22 protein-coding genes are annotated in these 19,974 nt (G+C 67.3%); 13 read left to right on the top strand and 9 right to left on the bottom strand.

Annotation, left to right across the window (positions count from 1 at the left end):
- Nucleotides 1-179 precede the first annotated feature (179 nt).
- The 3 genes from ACFXN1_RS39100 to ACFXN1_RS39110 form a co-directional block, all read right to left on the bottom strand.
- Entirely contained in the window at nucleotides 180-773 is a 594-nt protein-coding gene (locus tag ACFXN1_RS39100) for a permease (RefSeq protein ID WP_379441717.1), read from the bottom strand.
- A 77-nt stretch (nucleotides 774-850) separates the two neighbouring features.
- Nucleotides 851-1,306, bottom strand: coding sequence for a peroxiredoxin (locus ACFXN1_RS39105; protein ID WP_379441719.1), 456 nt, complete (start codon nucleotides 1,304-1,306; stop codon nucleotides 851-853).
- Nucleotides 1,307-1,482: 176 nt separating this feature from the next.
- Nucleotides 1,483-1,788 carry a hypothetical protein gene (locus tag ACFXN1_RS39110; protein ID WP_379441721.1) on the bottom strand — a complete coding sequence of 102 codons (306 nt, stop codon included), beginning with the start codon at nucleotides 1,786-1,788 and terminating at the stop codon, nucleotides 1,483-1,485.
- 199 nt (nucleotides 1,789-1,987) lie between these two features.
- Between ACFXN1_RS39110 and ACFXN1_RS39115 the strand changes: the two genes are divergently transcribed.
- The 11 genes from ACFXN1_RS39115 (at nucleotide 1,988) to ACFXN1_RS39165 (ending at nucleotide 13,538) form a co-directional block, all read left to right on the top strand.
- The gene (locus tag ACFXN1_RS39115) at nucleotides 1,988-3,553 is read left to right on the top strand and encodes an anthranilate synthase component I (protein WP_379441723.1); all 1,566 of its coding nucleotides are present in this window, start codon (nucleotides 1,988-1,990) and stop codon (nucleotides 3,551-3,553) included.
- Nucleotides 3,550-4,524: a TIGR02234 family membrane protein gene (locus ACFXN1_RS39120; protein WP_379441725.1), complete on the top strand. Its 975-nt coding sequence runs from the start codon at nucleotides 3,550-3,552 to the stop codon at nucleotides 4,522-4,524. The genes ACFXN1_RS39115 and ACFXN1_RS39120 overlap by 4 nt, the downstream gene beginning before the upstream one ends.
- A 149-nt stretch (nucleotides 4,525-4,673) precedes the next feature.
- Entirely contained in the window at nucleotides 4,674-5,492 is an 819-nt protein-coding gene (gene trpC / locus ACFXN1_RS39125) for an indole-3-glycerol phosphate synthase TrpC (RefSeq protein ID WP_379441727.1), read from the top strand.
- Nucleotides 5,493-5,530: 38 nt separating this feature from the next.
- Entirely contained in the window at nucleotides 5,531-6,811 is a 1,281-nt protein-coding gene (gene trpB / locus ACFXN1_RS39130; protein ID WP_379441729.1) for a tryptophan synthase subunit beta, read from the top strand.
- A complete protein-coding gene (trpA, locus tag ACFXN1_RS39135; RefSeq protein ID WP_379402144.1) occupies nucleotides 6,808-7,608 on the top strand; it encodes a tryptophan synthase subunit alpha in 801 nt (266 codons plus the stop codon). The genes trpB and trpA overlap by 4 nt, the downstream gene beginning before the upstream one ends.
- Before the next feature lie 193 nt (nucleotides 7,609-7,801).
- Nucleotides 7,802-8,980 (top strand): prolipoprotein diacylglyceryl transferase, encoded by a 1,179-nt coding sequence (lgt, locus tag ACFXN1_RS39140; RefSeq protein ID WP_379441731.1) that lies wholly within the window; start codon nucleotides 7,802-7,804, stop codon nucleotides 8,978-8,980.
- A 20-nt stretch (nucleotides 8,981-9,000) separates the two neighbouring features.
- Complete coding sequence (locus ACFXN1_RS39145; RefSeq protein ID WP_379402146.1) at nucleotides 9,001-9,462, top strand: NINE protein; 462 nt, start codon at nucleotides 9,001-9,003, stop codon at nucleotides 9,460-9,462.
- Between the two features lie 190 nt (nucleotides 9,463-9,652).
- A complete protein-coding gene (locus tag ACFXN1_RS39150; RefSeq protein ID WP_379402147.1) occupies nucleotides 9,653-10,408 on the top strand; it encodes a transporter substrate-binding domain-containing protein in 756 nt (251 codons plus the stop codon).
- A 21-nt stretch (nucleotides 10,409-10,429) separates the two neighbouring features.
- Nucleotides 10,430-11,098: an amino acid ABC transporter permease gene (locus ACFXN1_RS39155; RefSeq protein WP_379441733.1), complete on the top strand. Its 669-nt coding sequence runs from the start codon at nucleotides 10,430-10,432 to the stop codon at nucleotides 11,096-11,098.
- Nucleotides 11,099-11,188: 90 nt separating this feature from the next.
- Nucleotides 11,189-12,613, top strand: a complete 1,425-nt coding sequence (gene pyk, locus ACFXN1_RS39160) for a pyruvate kinase (protein WP_364619557.1) — start codon at nucleotides 11,189-11,191, stop codon at nucleotides 12,611-12,613.
- 61 nt (nucleotides 12,614-12,674) lie between these two features.
- On the top strand, nucleotides 12,675-13,538 hold the full coding sequence (locus ACFXN1_RS39165; RefSeq protein ID WP_379402199.1) for an acyl-CoA thioesterase: 864 nt from the start codon (nucleotides 12,675-12,677) through the stop codon (nucleotides 13,536-13,538).
- A gap of 234 nt (nucleotides 13,539-13,772) precedes the next feature.
- On the opposite strand, the gene ACFXN1_RS39170 is transcribed toward ACFXN1_RS39165, so the two are convergent.
- The 6 genes from ACFXN1_RS39170 to ACFXN1_RS39195 form a co-directional block, all read right to left on the bottom strand.
- Nucleotides 13,773-14,135 carry a hypothetical protein gene (locus ACFXN1_RS39170; RefSeq protein WP_379441735.1) on the bottom strand — a complete coding sequence of 121 codons (363 nt, stop codon included), beginning with the start codon at nucleotides 14,133-14,135 and terminating at the stop codon, nucleotides 13,773-13,775.
- A gap of 193 nt (nucleotides 14,136-14,328) precedes the next feature.
- Entirely contained in the window at nucleotides 14,329-15,018 is a 690-nt protein-coding gene (locus tag ACFXN1_RS39175; protein ID WP_379441737.1) for a low molecular weight phosphatase family protein, read from the bottom strand.
- A 60-nt stretch (nucleotides 15,019-15,078) separates the two neighbouring features.
- A complete protein-coding gene (locus tag ACFXN1_RS39180) occupies nucleotides 15,079-15,756 on the bottom strand; it encodes a phenylacetaldoxime dehydratase family protein (RefSeq protein ID WP_379441739.1) in 678 nt (225 codons plus the stop codon).
- 147 nt (nucleotides 15,757-15,903) lie between these two features.
- Nucleotides 15,904-16,233, bottom strand: coding sequence for a hypothetical protein (locus tag ACFXN1_RS39185; RefSeq protein ID WP_379441741.1), 330 nt, complete (start codon nucleotides 16,231-16,233; stop codon nucleotides 15,904-15,906).
- A gap of 279 nt (nucleotides 16,234-16,512) precedes the next feature.
- Entirely contained in the window at nucleotides 16,513-17,493 is a 981-nt protein-coding gene (locus tag ACFXN1_RS39190; RefSeq protein WP_379441743.1) for a glycosyltransferase, read from the bottom strand.
- A 445-nt stretch (nucleotides 17,494-17,938) separates the two neighbouring features.
- Nucleotides 17,939-18,427: an SRPBCC family protein gene (locus ACFXN1_RS39195; protein WP_379441745.1), complete on the bottom strand. Its 489-nt coding sequence runs from the start codon at nucleotides 18,425-18,427 to the stop codon at nucleotides 17,939-17,941.
- A 105-nt stretch (nucleotides 18,428-18,532) separates the two neighbouring features.
- Here ACFXN1_RS39195 and ACFXN1_RS39200 point away from each other — a divergent pair, with 105 nt between their 5' ends.
- Nucleotides 18,533-18,943, top strand: coding sequence for a winged helix-turn-helix transcriptional regulator (locus ACFXN1_RS39200; RefSeq protein WP_379441747.1), 411 nt, complete (start codon nucleotides 18,533-18,535; stop codon nucleotides 18,941-18,943).
- Between the two features lie 441 nt (nucleotides 18,944-19,384).
- The coding region (locus tag ACFXN1_RS39205) for a DapH/DapD/GlmU-related protein (RefSeq protein ID WP_379463847.1) at nucleotides 19,385-19,974 on the top strand (590 nt) is incomplete at its 3' end.

A 19,974-nucleotide genomic window follows, 5' to 3' on the forward strand; every position in this document is an offset into this window, starting at 1 on the left:
ACTTGGTCACCGTGCGCGCCCTCTCGTAGCAGCCAAGTGACGTGTTGTGCCGGCCCGTGGGAGAGCCGGCGAAACAGCATCGAACGAGTCACTCGCACGTCAAAGTTTGCCACGATTTCGCTCGCCAGTCACGGTGTTGCCGAATGACGTGACATCGATCACGCGTGTCGCGAGTGGATTCAGTTCGCGCCGAGTTCGGGCGGAGGTGTCGGAGTTTCGGGCTCCACGCGAGGCTTTTCCGGTTCGGCGTGCCGGCGTTCGGCACGGTACCGGCGGAATCGCCTGCGCCCCAAGAGAAATGCCATCAGCAGGAACAGCAACGCGGCCACGATCGCACCCGCCAGCGTGGCACCGCGGAATCCCGGCCCGTCGACATCGAGAATGCGCTCACCGGCGTGTGCGGCATTCGAGTTGCCCCACACGATGGTCAGCGTCATCAAATTCGGGATGGCGATGACGATCGCGAGAACCGCCGCGCCGCCCGCCATAAACATGCCGCCCCGTTTACGCCAGCTGAGTCCTGCGGCCAGGAACAGGAAAAGTGGCACAGCCGTACATACCGCGCCCATTATCAGGCCGTACCAGATGCCCTTGGCGAAACTCCCGCTCACCCATTCGCCGATGCGCTGCGCCCACCACCGTGGAATGAATGCGGCCAGCATCAGATACACCAGCCACAAAACGACCGCGGCCACCACTCCGCCAATGATGCGATTGCGCCACGTGACGAAGGTTGAAGGCTTTCGCTCCTGGTCGGTGCTGGGCGTAGTCATGCGCTCAGCGTATGTCCGAATTGTTGGCGCGCACAGGAGCGACGCGGTGGGGGCTCAGCGCTCGCGCGGGAACCTGCTCAGCGCTCGCGCAGGAACTTCAACGCCTCGTCGGCGTGCACGTTCGCGCGCATCTCGCTGTTGATGACCTTGGCGACGGTCCGGTCCTGATCGATGACGAAGGTCGTCCGCTTCACCGGCACCAGCGCGCCCAGCAGGCCGCGCTTCACGCCGAACTCGGCGGCCACCTTGGCTCCGGGATCGGACAGCACCGGATAGCTCAGTCCCTGCTTCTCCGCGAACCCGGACTGCACCTCGACGGAATCCGCGCTGATCCCCACGCAGGTCGCCCCGGCGGCCTTGAATTCCGTTGCCAGATCCCGGAAGTGGCAGGCCTCGGCCGTGCACACCGGCGTGTTCGCCGCGGGATAGAAGAACAACACCACCGGTCCGTCCGCGAGCAGCGACTCGAGCGACCGCACGGTCCCCGACTGGTCCGGAAGTTCGAAATTGGGTGCGAGCTGACCAACCTTCATACCCGCACCCTACCCCCAATTCATCGTGCACGAGCTATCAGAGCCCCCGATGAAATCCTTTGCTGGGCTTCGGGCTTGGCGCCCCGCGAACCGGGCCCCACCGGGCCTCTGCTCGAGGGTCCGGGGAACGGCCCCCGGAGCCCCAACCACCCCCGGCACCGGGTGCCGGTCCTACCTCACACACCGATGAGGGCGGCGACCTCCGGGTTCTTGATATCCATGACGTCCAGGATCCCGTGGGCGCGCAGGAACGGCTCGAGTTCCCTGATGCGGTCGCTGTACTCGGCGTACTCGTCCGGGAAGCTGCGCGGATCGAGCGCTTCCAGGGCCTTCACATACGTGACGAACGAGGCGATGGCGGAGTACTTCCAGCCGTGGTTCATATGCATCATCCGGGGCGGCTGGCCGGGCAGCCCGCCCGGAGCCAGCTGCGGAGCGGGGTGGCGTGGACCCTCCGGTGCCATCGGTTGCGAGGGGTACATCTGTGTTGAACTCCTCTCGAGAATGGGGATAACCGCGTGCGACCTCTCCATCTTGCTGCCGGAGCAGTGACGATCCACCGCGTGTGGAGACCGCCGCGCGTGTAGTGATGACCGCTTCAGGTATTCGCCGCGGCCGCTTGCTCGGCTGGGCGGGGAGCGCGATTTAGATAGCGTCGGGCGGGCCTGGAATGATGGGTGAATGCACGGCGCGCATGGTTTGCCTCTGAACGCGGCTATCGATACCACCACCTCCCGGGAGCAGTTCCGGGCGCTCGCGGCCGACCACCGGGTGGTCCCGGTGGTCCGAAAGGTATTGGCGGACTCCGAGACTCCGCTCTCGACCTACCGCAAACTGGCCGCGGACCGGCCCGGCACCTTCCTGCTGGAATCGGCGGAGACCGGCCGCTCCTGGTCGCGATGGTCGTTCATCGGCGCGGGCAGTCCCAGCGCGCTGACCGTGATCGACGGCGCGGCGGCCTGGCTCGGCCAGACTCCCGCCGACGCGCCGGTGGGCGGCGATCCGCTCGCCGCGCTGCGCGAGTCGCTGCAGGTGCTGCGCACCGAGCGGCTGCCCGGTCTGCCGCCGCTGACCGGCGGCCTGGTCGGCTACCTCGGCTACGACACCGTGCGCCGCCTCGAACGCCTGCCCAGCATCGCCACCGATGACCTGCAGGTCCCCGAGATGGTTCTGATGCTGGCCACCGACCTGGCCGCCTTCGACCACCACGAGGGCGCGATCACCCTCATCGCCAATGCCGTCAACTGGAACGGCACCGACGAGCACGTGGACGCGGCCTACGACGACGCGATGGCCCGCCTGGACCGCATGACCGAGGCCCTGGCCGCCCCCGCCGACTCCACCGTCTCGGTGTTCGACCGCCCCGAGCCCAACTACCGCCGGCAGCGCACCTCCGAGGAATTCGGCGCGGGCGTGCGCCGGCTGGTCAAGGAGATCGAGGCCGGCGAGGCGTTCCAGGTGGTGCTCTCGCAGCGCTTCGAGATGGACTACAACGGCACCCCGCTGGACCTCTACCGCATGCTGCGGGCCTCGAACCCGAGCCCGTACATGTACCTCATGCACATCCCGGACGGCTCCGGTGGCACCGCGTTCTCCATCGTCGGCTCCAGCCCCGAATCGCTGGTGACGGTGAAGGACGGCGTGGCCACCACGCACCCGATCGCGGGCACCCGCTGGCGCGGCGTCACCGAGGAGGACGATCTCCTGCTCGAGAAGGGCCTGCTCGCCGACGAGAAGGAGAACGCCGAGCACCTCATGCTCGTCGATCTGGGCCGCAACGATCTGGGCCGGGTCTGCGAGCCCGGTACCGTGCGCGTCACCGAGTACCGTCACGTCGAGCGCTACTCGCACGTCATGCACCTGGTCTCCACGGTCTGCGGCCGCCTGCGCGCCGGCAAGATCGCCCTCGACGCGGTCCAGGCCTGCTTCCCCGCGGGCACCCTCTCCGGTGCGCCCAAGGTCCGCGCCATGGAGTTGATCGAGGAGCTCGAGCCCACCCGCCGCGGTGTCTACGCGGGTGTGGTCGGCTACCTGGACTTCGCCGGTGACGCCGACACCGCGATCGCCATCCGCACCGCCCTGCTCAAGGGCGGCACCGCCTATGTCCAGGCCGGCGCCGGCATCGTCGCCGACTCCGACGCGGACTACGAGGACGTCGAATCCCGCAACAAGGCCATGGCCGTCCTCAAGGCGATCGCTGCCGCCGAGACCGTGCGCGCCTACCGCCCGAACGGCGCGGATCAATGAGCGATCAGGACCCGGCCAGGGGCCGGGAACGGAAAGCGACACCCGAAGGCAGCACAACACCCGAAGGCGGCGCGGAGCGGGAAAACGCAGCGGCGCAAGCCGATTCGAAGCCCGCCGGGGCGGACACCGGGAAAACCGGTGCCGCCGGCACCGATCCACGCGCCGAGACCGACGCCGCGCGCACTGCCGAACGCGCGCAGGCGGCGGACCTGGCCGAGGCGAATGCCGCTGCGGCGGAAGCCGACACGAACGCCGCGGGGGCGCGGAAGCGGTCGCGGCCGATCGCCGCGGTGGCGCTGCTGGCGGTCGCGGCGGCGCTGCTCTGGGGGTCGTCCCGCATGACGTGGGCCCGGCTCGAGATCACCAGCGACTACGGCCTGCCGCGCCATCGAGATCTCAACGGCGGTGTGTGGTTCGGGGCCCTGACGCCACTGGCGCTGGTCTTCCTGGCCACCATCGCGGCGGTGTTCGCCACCCACGGCTGGTGGCGGCGCGGCGTCGGCGTGGTGGTCGCGGTCCTGGCCGCGGTGTCCGCAGTGCCCGCGTACGCCCTGCTCATGCACAAGGGGACCGCCGATCGCGCTACGCGACTGGCCGAACTGCACGGGGGTGACCACGCGGGCGCGGTGACGACCTCGACGCTGCCGGCCGTGGTGTGCCTGGCCGGTGCGGTGGCCGCGTTCGTGGCCGGTCTGCTCCTGGTCCGGCAGTCGTCCGGGACCTCCCGGATGTCCGGCAAGTACGACAGTCCGGCGGCGCGGAAGCTGTCGGCGGCCGAGCAGGTTGCCGCACATCAGGCCCGGGTCCAGGACCACGAATCCGGGACCCCGGCCGCCGCCGACAAGCAGTTGTCGGGTCGCGTGCTGTGGGATGCCCTCGACGAGGGCGTCGACCCGACCGACGATGAAACCAATCACCCTGCCGCGCACGATGATCCGGGTAACGGGGCAGCGCGTGACAACCGCCCCTGAGCTGGGTGGGGTACCGGCAGCGCCGCCGGTACCCGCCCCGCTGTCAAGCACGGGAGCATAGCCATTTACTCTTTATCAGCATCGGTGAGACAGCGCCTGGGGGGATTCTCAGGCAGCAAGTCCGTCTCCCCAGAAAGGATTCGAGCCAGATGACGGTACTCGACTCGATTCTCGACGGGGTCCGCGCGGATGTGGCCGCTCGGGAAGCCCTTCTGGATTTCCAGGCGGTGAAGGCAGCCGCCGCGCAGGCCAAACCCCCGCGTGACGCCAAGGCCGCCCTGCACGCGGAGGGGATCGGAGTGATCGCCGAGGTGAAGCGGGCCAGCCCCTCCAAGGGTGCGATCGCGGACATCCCGAACCCCGCCGACCTGGCCCGGGCCTACGAGGACGGCGGCGCGCGCATCATCAGCGTGCTGACCGAGCAGCGCCGCTTCGGCGGTTCCCTCGCGGATCTCGACGCGGTTCGCGCGGCGGTGGACATTCCGATCCTGCGCAAGGACTTCATCGTCGGCCCGTACCAGATCCACGAGGCCCGTGCCCACGGCGCGGACGTGATCCTGCTGATCGTGGCCGCCCTGGAACAGGACGTGCTGTCCGCGCTCATCGACCGCACCGAATCGCTCGGCATGACCGCGCTGGTCGAGGTGCACACCGAGGAGGAGGCCGACCGCGCCCTCGAGGCCGGCGCCAGCGTGATCGGCGTGAACGCCCGCAACCTCAAGACCCTCGAGGTGGACCGGGATGTGTTCGCGCGCATCGCCCCCGGCCTGCCCAGTGAAGTGATCCGGGTGGCCGAGTCCGGCATTCGCGGCACCGCCGACCTGCTGGCCTACGCCGGGGCGGGCGCGGACGCCGTGCTCGTCGGCGAGGGCCTGGTGACCAGCGGCGACCCGCGCGCCGCGGTGGCCGAGCTGGTGACCGCCGGAACCCACCCCTCGTGCCCGAAGCCGGTTCGCCGGGGACGGTGAAAGAGCCGATGACGCAAACTCACGGAGTTTCTTCCGAAATGGCCTCCGGCAAGAACGGTCTCGGCCTCCCGCAGGCCAGTGACGGCATCACGCACAAGAGCCACGAACCCGATCTGGGCGGGCACTTCGGCGTGTACGGCGGGCGGCACGTGCCCGAGGCGCTGATGGCCGTGATCGAAGAGGTCACCGCCGAATACGACAAGGCCCGGGTCGATCCCAACTTCCTCGACGAGCTGGATCGCCTGCAGCGTGACTACACCGGGCGCCCGTCGCCGGTGTTCGAGTGTCAGAACCTGGCGCAGCACGCCGGCGGCGCGCGCATCCTGCTGAAGCGGGAAGACCTGAACCACACCGGTTCTCACAAAATCAACAATGTGCTGGGCCAGGTGCTGCTGGCCAAGCGCATGAACAAGACCCGCGTCATCGCCGAGACCGGCGCGGGCCAGCACGGCGTCGCGACCGCCACCGCCTGCGCGCTGCTCGGCATCGAGTGCGTCGTCTACATGGGCGCGGTCGACACCGTGCGCCAGCAGCTGAACGTGGCCCGCATGCGGCTGCTCGGCGCCGAAGTCATCAGTGTGACAACGGGTTCGCAGACCCTCAAGGACGCCATCAACGAGGCGCTGCGCGACTGGGTCACCAATGCCGAGCAGACCTACTACTGCTTCGGCACCGCCGCGGGCCCGCACCCGTTCCCGCTCATGGTGCGCGACTTCCAGCGCATCATCGGCCTGGAGGCGCGCCAGCAGGTGCAGGCCCTGACCGGCCGCCTGCCCGACGCCGTAACCGCCTGCGTCGGTGGCGGTTCCAATGCCATCGGCATCTTCCACGCCTTCATCGACGATCCGGGCGTGCGCCTGATCGGCTACGAGGCCGCGGGTGACGGTGTCGAAACCGGCCGTCACGCAGCGACTTTCACCGGTGGCACTCCGGGTGCGTTCCAGGGCGCGTACTCCTACCTGCTCCAGGACGAAGACGGCCAGACCATCGAATCCCATTCGATTTCGGCCGGTCTGGACTACCCGGGCGTCGGCCCGGAGCACGCCTACCTCAAGGACATCGGCCGGGCGGAGTACTACCCGATCACCGATACCGAGGCCATGGACGCGCTGCTGCTGCTGAGCCGTGCCGAGGGCATCATTCCGGCCATCGAGTCCGCGCACGCGGTCGCGGGCGCGGTGAAACTCGGCAGGGAGCTCGGCGAGGGCGCGATCATCGTGGTGAACCTGTCCGGTCGCGGTGACAAGGACATGGACACCGCCGCCGAGTGGTTCGGGCTGTTCGACAAGGCCGAAGAGAACGCAGGGGAGAAGCAGTGAGCCAGCAGTCCCGCCTCGCGAACACCTTCGCAGCCGCCCGCGAGGAGAACCGCGCCGCGCTCATCGGCTACCTGCCCGCCGGTTACCCGGACCTCCAGGGTTCCATCGACGTGTGCAAGGCCATGGTCGAATCCGGTTGCGACATCATCGAAGTCGGCGTCGCCTACTCCGATCCGGTGATGGACGGCCCGACCATCCAGCATGCCGCCGAGCAGGCGCTGGCCGGCGGCGTCCGGGTGCGTGACGTGTTCAAGGTCGTGGAGGCCATCTCCCAGGCGGGCGGCAAGGCCGTCGTCATGACCTACTGGAACCCGGTGCTCAAGTACGGCGTCGACAGCTTCTCCCGCGATCTGGCGGCGGCGGGCGGCCTCGGCCTGATCACGCCCAACCTGATTCCGGAGGAGGCCGACGACTGGTTCGTGGCGTCCTCGACCCACAATCTGGATCGCATCTTCCTGGTCGCGCCGTCGTCCACCGAGGAGCGCCTGGTCAAGACCCTCGAAGCCAGCAAGGGTTTCGTGTACGCGGCCTCGACCATGGGTGTGACCGGTGCGCGCGACGCGGTGTCCTCCATGGCCCCGGCCCTGTGCGCGCGGGTGCGCAGCCACTCCGACATTCCGATCGGCGTCGGCCTGGGTGTGCGCAATGGCGCGCAGGCGGCCGAAATCGCCTCCTATGCGGACGGTGTCATCGTGGGCTCGGCCCTGGTGACCGCGGCGGCACAGGGTCTGGACGCGGTCCGGACGCTGACGGCGGAGCTGGCGCAGGGCGTCCGCTCGGCGGCGGTCTCCTCGTAACCAAGGCAATACCCAAGGGTGCGTACCGAATTCGGTACGCACCCTTGGGCGTTGTCCGGCGGTGCGGGGATGCGCGCCGCTTCGTATATCCGTTGCGTTACCGGGTGCCGGCGCGACCCGCGGCGGCGAATCCCACGGCGCGCGCCGACCTGAGACAGCATGCCGCAGGCCTGTTGGGCTACGGTGGGGACTCGTGACCATACGAGCCCTTGCCGAGAGCGCCGGTGCCGATGTCCTGGCCTACATTCCCAGCCCGCCGCGCGGGGTCTGGAACATTGGGCCGTTCCCGCTGCGGGCGTACGCCATCTGCATCATCCTCGGCATCATCGCGGCCATCTGGCTGGGTGAGAAGCGGTGGGTGGCGCGCGGCGGCCAGACCGGCATGGTGCTCGACGTGGCCATGTTCGCGGTGCCGTTCGGCCTGATCGGCGGACGGCTCTACCACGTGGCCACCGACTGGCAGAAGTACTTCGGCGCCGGCGGTCACCCCATCAACGCGCTCAAGATCTGGGAGGGCGGCCTCGGCATCTGGGGCGCGGTGCTGCTCGGCGGCATCGGCGCCTGGATCGGCTGCCGGGTGTACCGGATTCCGTTGCCCGCCTTCGGTGACGCCATCGCCCCGGGCATCCTGCTGGCCCAGGCCGTCGGCCGGCTCGGCAACTACTTCAACCAGGAGCTCTACGGCCGCGAGACCAAGGTGCCGTGGGGCCTGGAGATCTTCCTGCGCTACGACCACAGCGGCCAGCTGGACATGATGAACGGCACCGCCGCGGGCCCGGCGGAGAAGATCGTGCAGCCGACCTTCCTCTACGAGCTGATCTGGAACCTGCTCGGCGTGGCCGTGCTGCTCTACGTGGATCGCAAGTTCCGCATCGGCCACGGCCGCCTGTTCGCGCTCTACGTGGCGGTCTACTGCTTCGGCCGCTTCTTCGTGGAGCTGCTGCGCGACGACGAGGCCACCCACATCCTGGGCCTCCGCATCAACACCTTCACCTCGGCGATCGTATTCGTCTGCGCCGTGGCCTATTTCCTGTTCGCCACCAAGGGCCGTGAGACCGCCGACCAGCTGCGCGCCGGCGTGGAACGGCCCTGGCCGTGGCAGTTCGGTGCGCTGCGGGCGTTCGGGGCGGCAGGTGCGGCGGCCGGAACCGGCTCCGCGGCAGGGGATTCGAAGGCTGCGGTCACCGAGGTCGACGAGCCGACCGCCGAAAAATCCACCGGTGACACCGGAACGGAACCCCCGGCCGGCGGCAACGAATCCGAGACCGAGCGCGATATCTCTTCCGAAACCGGCGATTCCGAGCCGGACGAGACGGAGTCCACCGCGGTCGACCAGGCGAAGACGGTCGAGTCCGGCAAGAATGGCTGCTGACCGCGATCAGGAGGACGTGAGTGACCGACCCATTCGACAAGCCGCCGATGCAGGACGGGCCGCAGTACGGCGTTCCCGGCACCGGCCCGCAGTACGGGCAGCCCTACGGTCAGCAGCCGTACCCGGGCCAGCAGCCCTACGGCCAGCCGGGTCAGCCGTACGGCCAGCCGGGTCAGCCGTACGACCAACCGATGCCGTATCCGATACCGGGCCCGGCCGGGCCCTACGGCGGTGACCCGGAAGCCCCGTTCGGCCGCGACCAATTCGGAGTTCCGTTCTCGGACAAGAGCAAGCTCACCGCGGGCCTGCTGCAGATCTTCATCGGGCACTTCGGTGTCGGCCGGTTCTACCTGGGCTACACCACGATCGGTGTGCTGCAGCTGATCACCTGCGGCGGCTGCGGAGTCTGGTCGCTGATCGACGGCATTCTCATGCTCACCGGCAAGGTCCCCGACCTGCAGGGACGTCCGCTGCGCGACTGACGGCGATACTTCCGCGTCCAACGGCCGCCACCCGACCGGGTGGCGGCCGTTCGCGCTTATCATCGGGCGCGATTTCGCGCCAGAGTTTCGCGCATCCTGATGGTTGCCGTGCCGCCCGGTCGGTTCGCGGCGTACCCTTTGTCGGTTGTTTTGTCGCGTGGTCAGCCACGCCCGAGGAGAGGTCCCCGTCGTGCGCCGTAAGCTCACCGCCGTCATGCTCGCCGTTGTCGCCGCCGCAGGGCTCGTCGCATGCAGTTCGAGCAAGGACGACGCGAACACGCTCAAAGTCGGCACCGAGGGCAACTACTCCCCGTTCACCTACCAGGACAACGGCACCCTCACCGGCTACGACGTCGACGTCATCAAGGCCGTCGGCGACAAGATCGGCAAGAAGGTGGAATTCACCACCGCCCCCTGGGACTCGCTGTTCGCCGCACTGGAATCCAAGCGCGTGGACCTCATCGCCAACCAGGTCACCATCAAACCCGAACGCGAGCAGAAGTATTCGCTCTCCCAGCCCTACACCGTCTCCGAGGGCGTCATCGTCACCAAGACCGGCAATGACGGCGTCCACGCCCTGGCCGATCTGAACGGCAAGACCTGCGCCCAGTCCGAGACCTCCAACTGGGCCGACACCGCCAAGGGCGCCGGCTGCAAGGTCGAGGCCATCCCCGGCTTCGTGGAGGCGGTGCAACTGCTCAAGACCGGCCGTGCCGACGCCACCGTCAACGACACCCTCGCGGTGAACGCCTACACCAAGCAGCAGGGCACCGGCACCATCCAGGTCGTCGGCAAGACCGGTGAGGTCTCCAAGCAGGCCTTCGCCGCCCGCAAGGACTCGCAGGCGCTGACCGATCAGGTCGACAAGGCGCTCGACGAACTGCGCGCCGACGGAACGCTCGCCAAGATCTCCGACAAGTACTTCGGCACCGACGTCAGCAAGTAAGCGACACAGGGCAATTCGACGATGGACGACGCCACCTGGGCGCTGGTACGGCACAATCTCTGGCCCATGCTGGAGGCCACGGTCACCAAGACGCTGCCGCTGACCGCCATCAGCTTCGTGATCGGCCTGACGATAGCGCTGTTCGTGGCGCTGGCCCGGATGTCGAGCGTGTGGCCGCTGCACGCGGCCGCGCGCTTCTACATCTCGATCATTCGCGGCACGCCGCTGCTGGTGCAGCTGTTCATCATCTTCTTCGGCCTGCCCGCCTTCAATATCGTGCTGGAGCCGTTTCCGGCGGCCATCATCGCGTTCAGCCTGAATGTCGGCGGCTATGCGGCGGAAATCATTCGGGCCGCGATTCTTTCGGTGGCCCAGGGCCAGTGGGAGGCGTCCTACTCGGTCGGCATGAACTATGCGCAGGCGCTGCGGCTGATCATCCTGCCGCAGGCCTCCCGCATCGCGGTGCCCCCGCTGTCCAACACCCTCATCTCCCTGGTGAAGGACACGTCGCTCGCTTCCACCATTCTGGTGACCGAGTTGCTGCGCACCGCGCAAATGGCCGCCGCGCCGACCTTCGACTTCTTCGCGCTCTATGGCGTCGCGGCAATCTACTACTGGGTAATATGCCTGGTCCTCGGCTTCGGTCAGACTCGACTGGAAACCCGTCTGGCCCGGCACGTTGCGCGTTGATCGTGAGATAGCTGAACGGCTGCTTACGAGATCTGTATATGTGTGTGCCGGGGTCGGCATGAGGGTTGTCACAGGTCTAGGGTTGAACGCGTGATGCGACGAACGAAGATTGTGTGCACCCTCGGACCAGCAGTGTCATCCGAGGACCGGATTCGTGAGCTCGTCGAAAGTGGCATGGACGTTGCGCGCCTGAACTTCAGCCACGGCGAGCACTCCGATCATGCCGAGAACTACAAGAAGGTGCGCGCTGCCAGCGATACGGCCGGCCGCGCCGTCGGTATTCTCGCCGACCTGCAGGGCCCGAAGATCCGGCTGGGCCGGTTCGAGGGCGACGGCAAGACCGTCTGGAACACCGGCGAGGAAGTCCGTATCACCGTCGACGACATCGTAGGAACTCACGACCGGGTTTCCACCACCTACAAACACCTCGCCAAGGACGCCAAGCCCGGCGACCGGCTGCTCGTGGACGACGGCAAGGTCGGGCTGACCGTGCTGCGTGTCGAGGACAACGACGTCATCTGCCGGGTCACCGAGGGCGGCCCCGTCTCCAACAACAAGGGCGTCTCGCTGCCCGGCATGGACGTGTCCGTGCCCGCGCTGTCCGAAAAGGACATCGACGACCTGGAATTCGCCCTGAACCTGGGCGTGGACTTCATCGCGCTGTCCTTCGTGCGCTCGCCCTCCGATGTGGAGCTGGTGCACGACATCATGGATCGCGTGGGCCGCCGGGTGCCGGTCATCGGCAAGCTCGAAAAGCCCGAAGCCATCGACAATCTGGAAGCCATCGTGCTGGCTTTCGACGCCATCATGGTCGCCCGCGGCGACCTCGGCGTGGAGCTGCCGCTCGAGCAGGTGCCGCTGGTGCAGAAGCGCGCGGTGCAGATGGCGCGCGAGAACGCCAAGCCGGTCATCGTGGCCACCCAGATGCTGGAGTCCATGATCACCAACTCCCGCCCGACCCGCGCCGAGGCCTCCGACGTGGCCAACGCCGTGCTCGACGGTGCGGACGCGGTCATGCTCTCCGGTGAGACCTCGGTCGGCGACTACCCGATCGAGGCCGTGCGCACCATGGCCCGCATCGTGCACGCCGTGGAATCCGAGTCCTCGACCCGGGTGCCGCCGCTGACCCACGTGCCCCGGACCAAGCGCGGTGTCATCTCCTACGCCGCCCGCGACATCGGCGAGCGGTTGAATGCCAAAGCGCTGGTTGCCTTCACGCAGTCCGGTGACACGGTGCGCCGCCTGGCCCGCCTGCACACCCCGCTGCCGCTGCTCGCCTTCACCCCGCAGGCCGCGATTCGCAGTCAGCTCGCCTTGACGTGGGGCGTGGAAACGTTCATCGTTCCTCCGGTGGGCACGACCGACGAGATGATCCACCAGGTGGACAACGCGTTGCTCTCGATCGGCCGGTACAAGAAGGGTGACCTCGTGGTCATCGTGGCCGGCTCGCCGCCGGGTACTGTCGGGTCCACCAACCTGATCCACGTGCATCGCATCGGCGAGGAGGACCACTAATTTGAGTGCGTCGCTGGACGAGACGTCTTCGGACGTCGTCGCGGACCCCGAGGGGACCGGTCTGTCCGACGATCTGCGGGAGCTGCTGCGCCTGCTGGATCTGGAGGAGAACGGTCCCGATATCTTCCTCGGACACCATCCCGAGAAGGTGTGGAGCCGCACGTTCGGCGGCCAGCTCGTCTCGCAGGCGATCATCGCCGCGGGCCGGACGGTGGGTCCGGAGCGTCCGATCCACGCGGTCAACGCGCACTTCGTCCGTGGCGGTGACCCGAAGCAGCCGATCGAATACCACGTCGATCGGCATCGGGACGGCCGCTCCATCGCCAACCGCACGGTGACGGCGTACCAGGACGGGCAGGAGCTGTTCGTCATGCTCGCCGCCTTCCAGGACTGGGGCAAGGGGCTCGAGCACGGCGCGCCCCTGCCCGATGTCCCGGGGCCGGACGACCTTCCGCGCGTGGAGGAGTCGTTCGCGGGTCTGGAGGACAAGCTCCAGATGTTCGTCGACGCACCGCATCCCATCGAGATGCGCTACACCAACGACCCGGCCTGGATCCTCAAGGGCAAGGGCGAGAGCCTCGGCCACAACCGGGTCTGGATGCGCACCGACGGGCAGCTGCCCGACGACCCGCTGATTCACGTTGCGGCGCTGGCATATTCGTCCGACACCACGGTGCTGGACTCCATCATCACCACGCACGGGCTGTCCTGGGGCTGGGACCGCATCATCGCGGCCACGGTGAACCATTCCATCTGGTTCCACCGGCCCTTCCGGTTCGACGACTGGTCGCTCTACGCGACCGAGTCCCCGGTGGCGGCGGGTTCCCGCGGCCTGGCCCGCGGCCACTTCTACGCCCGGAACGGCGACCTGCTCGCGACAACCGTCCAGGAGGGCGTGATCCGCCACTTCCCGGCGCGCCGCTGACACGCGATTGCTCGGAGACGACGCATACATGACCGGGCCGTGCCCTGCGGGGTGCGGCCCGGCGCGCGTTCCAGGAGATGGGCGTGGCGCGTTCCGGGTGTCAGGCGTAGCGCGTTCCAGGTGATGGGCGTGGCGCGTTCGGGGTGTCGGGCACGGCGAATCTCGGGGGTCCGGGGGCGGAGCCCCCGAAATCTCGAGGGGGTTCGGGGGCGAAGCCCCTGAGAGCTCTGAGAGTTAGATCAACTCGCGGTTCTCTTCGAGTTCGAAGTTCTCGCGCTGCAGGGCGTGCACGATGTAGGGGATCGGTTCGTCGGCGGACAGTTCCAGCACGAGGCGCTGCTCGAGCTTGGCGATGCCCACCTTGGTTAGTTGACGGGCCTCGCCCACCAGGCTGAGCGCGATCTCGTAGGTGCGGCGGGTGCCCGGCTCCACGCCGGGATTGTCCAGCCGCCACTGGGTTTCGAGCACAGTGTGGGTGGGTTCGTCGCACTCCACCGGGAGGGTGAAGCGCCACGCGAAGATATCTCGATCGGCGACGTATTCATCGACCACCCGGCACACCGTCTCGGTGACGCGGTGCAGGGTCTGAGGTGTCACGTAAACATGGAGCGAAACATCCGAAATTCGCTTCGGCATGTCCTTGGTCCTGTTCTTGTGTCGAACCACCGGCAGTGGCGTTCGGCGGAACGGATAAGTGTTCCGCGCGAGAGTGTAATCCCTTACCGGACCAACCAGGCAGCAAGGTGCATTGACACGCGACAGTCCAGGGCCCGGATGCCGGATTTGCCTGCTATCCGGCGGATTCCGCCACGTGCCGGGTCGGTTCGACTGCCGGCCCGGAGTATTCGGCCGGCCGCGGGTGCGCGGCTCGCCTGCCCTGCTCGCCCCGGCCGCCGTCTATCACCAGCAGCGGCGGCTGCCCGTCCGCGGCGCTGCGCGGGCGCAGTGTGGCCTGCGGATGCTGATGGGCGTGCAGGGCGAGCAGCAGCGGCACCAGCGCCTCGGCGATGCGGTCGCCGACATCGCAAAACTGTTGCGGCGACAGGCCGACCGGATCGGAGATGTTCTCCCGGCCGACGTACGCGAGATCGTTGCGCGCGGCGTGCAGTCCGACCACGGTGCGCGCGCCGCTGACCTTGGCGATCCGGTACGCCTCGAGCAGCGTGAATGTGCGGGGGAGCGCCTCGGGCACGAGTTCGCGCACCTGGTCGCGAATCTTCTCGGTCATGGCCAGCACCAGGTCGGCGCGGTGCACCATCTCTGCCTTGAGGCGGCGGGCCTTGAAATTGTCGGCGTTGCCGCCGAGGCCCACAATCGTCTGTGCGGCAAGGGGTTCCACGGGGAATCCGACCAGCGCGCGTACGCCGGCACTCTCGGCGGACAGCTCCTGTAGTCCGTGGTCAGCGGCCACCGCCAGGGTGAGGCGCTCGGCAATGACGGATCGGCAAACATTTCCGCTGCACACGAACAACACATGCATGCGGATAACTTATGCCCGCCGTTGTCGCTTCGAAACTGTTCCGTGACCGAATCACACGTTTCAACCGCGATGTTCATCGCGCGGTCGAATATCGCTCACCTGATGTTGGTTCTCGTTTACCGGAGTGTCCGTTTGGCAACAGGTCAACGCCCCTGGAATGTGAGCATGCCCGTTCGTGTCCGGCAAATCAATAGCCGAACAGTTATTGGTGTCCGCCGTGTCGTACAACGCGGATTCCGTTATCACGGGCGCGATTTCGGGCACGGCCCGATCTGCGGCCCGGACCGTGTCGCCGACCCGGCCGCGCGTCGAGAACAACCGCCCCCGAGCAGGGACGGTTCGTGCGAACCGGGCCAGCCCGGTGGCCGTGGACATATCGTCGTACACGGAATCGATTCCGCCCCTGGCGAAATAGGCTTCGTGCCAGAATCCGGTGCCGCCGGAATCCCGCAGGAATTGCTGCCACCACTGCCGGTGCGGGTCCGATCGCGTCCACCGTTCCAGGCTCTCCAGATCCCGCCAGTACTGCCGCGCACCCCAGTGCGGCGGCCACAGCGACCACACCACATCCTCGTGTGACAGGAGCCCGTCCGGCATGTCGTGATGTGACCGGTACAGCTTGGGGCCGACGCCCAGCAGCCGCAGGATTCCACGCGGCTTGCGCACGCGCATTCCGAGCAGGATCACGACCAGATCCGGATATTCGGACAGGTCCGCGGTCATTCTCTTCACCCGCATTCGTGACCTCCGCACGTTTCGCTGATCTGTGCGGGACTACGGCGCCGCTGTGCTCGCGGTTCGAAAACGCGGTTTCCTCGTCCTGCCGGAAGTCTAGTCTGCGGTGCGGTGCGCGGCCGGAACGTGGATGCGGCCCGGCGCGCCCCGCTAGGTGCTCAGCCGCAGCACGGCCGAATTGCCCTGGACGGCAACGATCTTCACGGTCAGGCCGTTCAGGAAGATGGTGCCGCCGACGCCGGTCGACCCGGAGACCGGCAATCCGAACACCGTCGTCGACGCGGTGACCGAGCCCGGGCTGATCTGCCCGATCCGGACACTGCTGATCCGGGAGAATCCGGGAACCGGAATCGTGGTCGGCCCGTCGACCCGGACCTCGCAGTTGCCGTTGGAGCAGGCGCCGAGATCGGTCCCGTTCGAGGCAGCCGGCAGCCCATCCGACGGCTGGTTCGATGCTTTCGAAGACGTAGCTTTGGCCACGGTCGTCTCTCCCGCCGTCGATCCTGTCCCGGCTGGTACCGCCGACCCGCCCGTTTCCGTCCCGCACCCAGCGCACAACGCCACAATCGCCACCGCCAGGCCGACCCCGGCCGGCCCCACTTTCGCCACTGCGGATATCGGGATTCGCATGCAACCTCCACCATGCTCTCGGACCTACGGACACCGATGATGCGCGACGCGGCGGCCCGCCGTAGTGAAATCCGACTGTTCGCCCCGATTTATCCCCCGCATTGCCCATCCGAGCCGGGCCCGGTCCCCCTATCGGCCCGCGACGTAGTCGCGCAGCCGCTCGACGACCTCATCCGGCCCGGGCATCCGAGCGATCTCCGTCGCGACCGCCTCGGCCGCCTCTCGATAAGGATTGCCCCGTCGCGGCAGCAACCGCGCCGCCCGATCGGCGATCGTGTCCGCGTCGACCTCGCCCGCCCCGAGCTGAATCGCCGCACCCGCCGCCTCCAGCGCATCCGCATTGGCGAACTGGTCGGCCCCCTGTGGCAGGACCAGTTGCGGCACTCCGAAATTCAACGCCCCGAGCGTGGTACCACTGCCCCCGTGATGGACGACGAGATCGACGTGGGGGAGTAGCCGGGACTGCGGCACCCAGCCGTGAACACTGACGTTGCCCGGTAGCGCACCGAGCTCGTCCGGATCCAGCCGCCCCGCAGCGACGATGACCTGGGCGTCGAGCCGAGAGAGCCCGGACAAGGCCTGCGTGAGCAGTCCCGGCGTGCCGAACACGGTGCCCAGCGTCAGGTAGATCAGTGGCCGAGACGACGGTATGCCCGGCAACGCGCCCAGTTCCCCCGTTTCCGGGTAAGGAACCGGCCGCAACTCGATCCGGTCCTCTTTCAGAAATTCCTTGTCCTGCAGCGAGACCGGGCAAATATCGATATGCGGCACCCCCTCCACCCCGGCGACCCGCATCGGCATCTCCAGCCCGATCCCCTCCGGAAACATCCGCCCGAACCCATGCCACACCGCCGGAATCCCCGCCCGCTGCGCCGCAATCGCCGCGCCCGGCACCCCCCACTCATGAATCACCAGATCCGGCCGCAACCGTTCCAAATCCCCCGCAATATCCTCCGCATACATCTCGGAAAAACAATCCCCCGGCCGAAACGCACCCAATCCATGCCGCCCGATCACCCCGTGCATCCCCGCCCCCACCGCGAAATGCACCTCGCACCCCGCCTCCCGAGCCGCCACCGCCAGCGGCACCAGCGGATACGCATGCCCCACAGTCGCAAGGCTGGCAAACACAAGGCGCATCCCGCCACCCTAGCCCGTCAACCCAGGGTTGACTATCCCCGAACCCCCTGCCGGACTCCACTTCTCACAACCTCACCCGGGAAGATGCGGTCGTGTGTCACCACGGGAAAGCATGTTCCGTATCGACGCCGGACGGCCTGTACCGCAGTCGATTTCGGTGGCCGTCACTTCGCCCTGGACCACCGCGAGGTTCGCTGAACGACGCGGCGAATTCGTTGTCCATCAGCCGGATTCGGCGGCACATTCGCTGCTGGGGTGTAGTCCGTCGCCTGCGTGGCCGAACGGACGCCCGAGTGGTCCGAAGAATCGACCGCAACCGGCGACGGTCGAATGCGCAACCTCACCAGTTGGGGACCTCTTCCGAGGGCCGTGCGCTGGCGCGGGACCTTCGGCAACAGCCGCCCGCGGCGGTCGGTTATGCGGAGGCCGCGGGGATGCTGCTGTGTTCTTTGTCCAGGAGAGCGGTGATGTGACGGTGCAGACCCTGGACGCTTTCGGCGCTGGCTTCGGCGACGAGGGCGCGCTGGGCGGGGGAGAACGGGGAGTCGGGGTGGTAGAGCGTGCGGCGGGTGAACGTGGTGGTGCCCTCGCCGTCCTCGGTGAGCGAGTACTGCAGGCCCGCACCGACGTTGTCGTCGACGATCAGGGAGGACTTGGCGTACTCCTGGTCGACTACGCGCCAGTAGAGATGTTGTTCGCTGCCGTCCTCGAGGCGGCCGTGTTCGTAGATCACATCGTCGACGCGGTAGGGGCGTTCGGTGACGCCGCCGACGTCGTGGCTGGCGACGTGCCATTCGGGCCAGAAGCGGGCCTGTGTGACCAGATCGAAGACGGCGTGGGCGGGGGCATGGAAGGTGACGGTGTTGCTGTCACCCACGGTCCAGTCGTTGTACTCGGTACCCATGTCGTAGACCTCCTCGGAAGAATAGCGCTCTCAAAGTGAGAGTACATGCAATATGCATGTACACGCAAAGTGTAGTCTTCATGCGCAGAAAGGAGCGTGGGAGCGATGGGTGACGACTGGCGGCCGGGGCGTCGAGTGTCGGTCAGTGAGGTGCTCGCGCGTGCGGGCACCGTGCGGGAGGCCTTCGACACCATTGCCAACACCTGGTCGCTACTCATTCTGGTCGCGCTGCGCGATGGCACGCTCCGCTACAACGAACTCAAGCGCACTGTGGGCGGCGTCAGCGAGCGCAGGTTGTCGCAGACGTTGAAGGTGCTCGAGCGTGACGGCGTGGTGGATCGGAAGCTGGTGCGTTCCATTCCATCTCACGTTGAATACAGCCTTACCCCGACGGGCGAGGCGGTCGTCGACTCACTCGGTGAACTGCTGTCCACGATTATCGAATTCTCGCCACAGGTCGCATCCGCACGGAAGCGTTACGACGAGAAGCATGCCGACGCCGCCCCGGAGGGCTGAATCCGGTTGGTTCTCAACGTTCCCCATCGGTACCGGCTATCGGCGACGGCAGGCGGCCCGGTGTCGGGCACTTTTCCACAGGACGACCGGGCGAAGGTGAATCAGGCGGAAGCTATTGCGCCGCACAATATTCGGATTATCGAAGTCTCGCCGCAGCCGGACACTCCGCCCCATGTCAGATCGGGGGGAGTGTCGGAAGATGACCCCTGGAGTCGGGATCGACCGTGGTGCCGAGTGTGGGACTCGAACCCACACGTCCTTTCGGACAACGGTTTTTGAGCTGGTGCTTCTCGACGTTTGCCTGGATGGGCTGCCGTTGGAGAAGGAGGGCGTCGTCGGCTGACCGGCGGCTTCGGTCATTGGCGGCATTGGTCCGGTAGGGCCCAGTCTGGTGCCTCTGCGGACCGGTTGCGGACCTTCTAGGGTGTCCGCTCATAGCCGATGACCGAGTATCTATTCGTCGGTCAGATGCGCAAGTATGGCGGGATGGCGAGCGACAACTTCATGCTGATCCACGATGCCGAGCTCCTTGCCCAGGGCGAACGGGTTCTCGGTGCCGAGTTCAAAGCGATGCACGAGCGGGTTGTGCAGGTCACGGAGTTGACCTCCCGTCTCAACATCCTGCCCTTCGACGACGAGACCGGAAAGGCAGCCCTGCTCGAACAGATCCTGGGCCGCCCTCTCCCAGCAGGAGTCACGATTTACCCGCCCTTCTACACCGACCATGGACTGCACCTGGACTTGGCCGAGCGCGTGTTCATCAATCAGGGGTGTACTTTCCTGGACTACGCCGGTATCCGGTTGGGCAGGGGCGTGATGATCGGCCCGAAGGCCACGTTCATCACCATGGGCCACCCGGTAGACCCGGAGGAACGGCGCCGATTCCTCACCGGTGCACCGATCGATGTGGCGGAGAACGTATGGATCGGTGCCGGGGCGATGATCCTGCCCGGGGTCAGCATCGGGCGTGACGCGGTGGTCGCCGCAGGTGCAGTCGTGGCCGATGACGTGCCAGCGAGGAGCTTGGTGGG

It is taken from the genome of Nocardia sp. NPDC059154, assembly GCF_042755705.1.
GTDB lineage: Bacteria > Actinomycetota > Actinomycetes > Mycobacteriales > Mycobacteriaceae > Nocardia.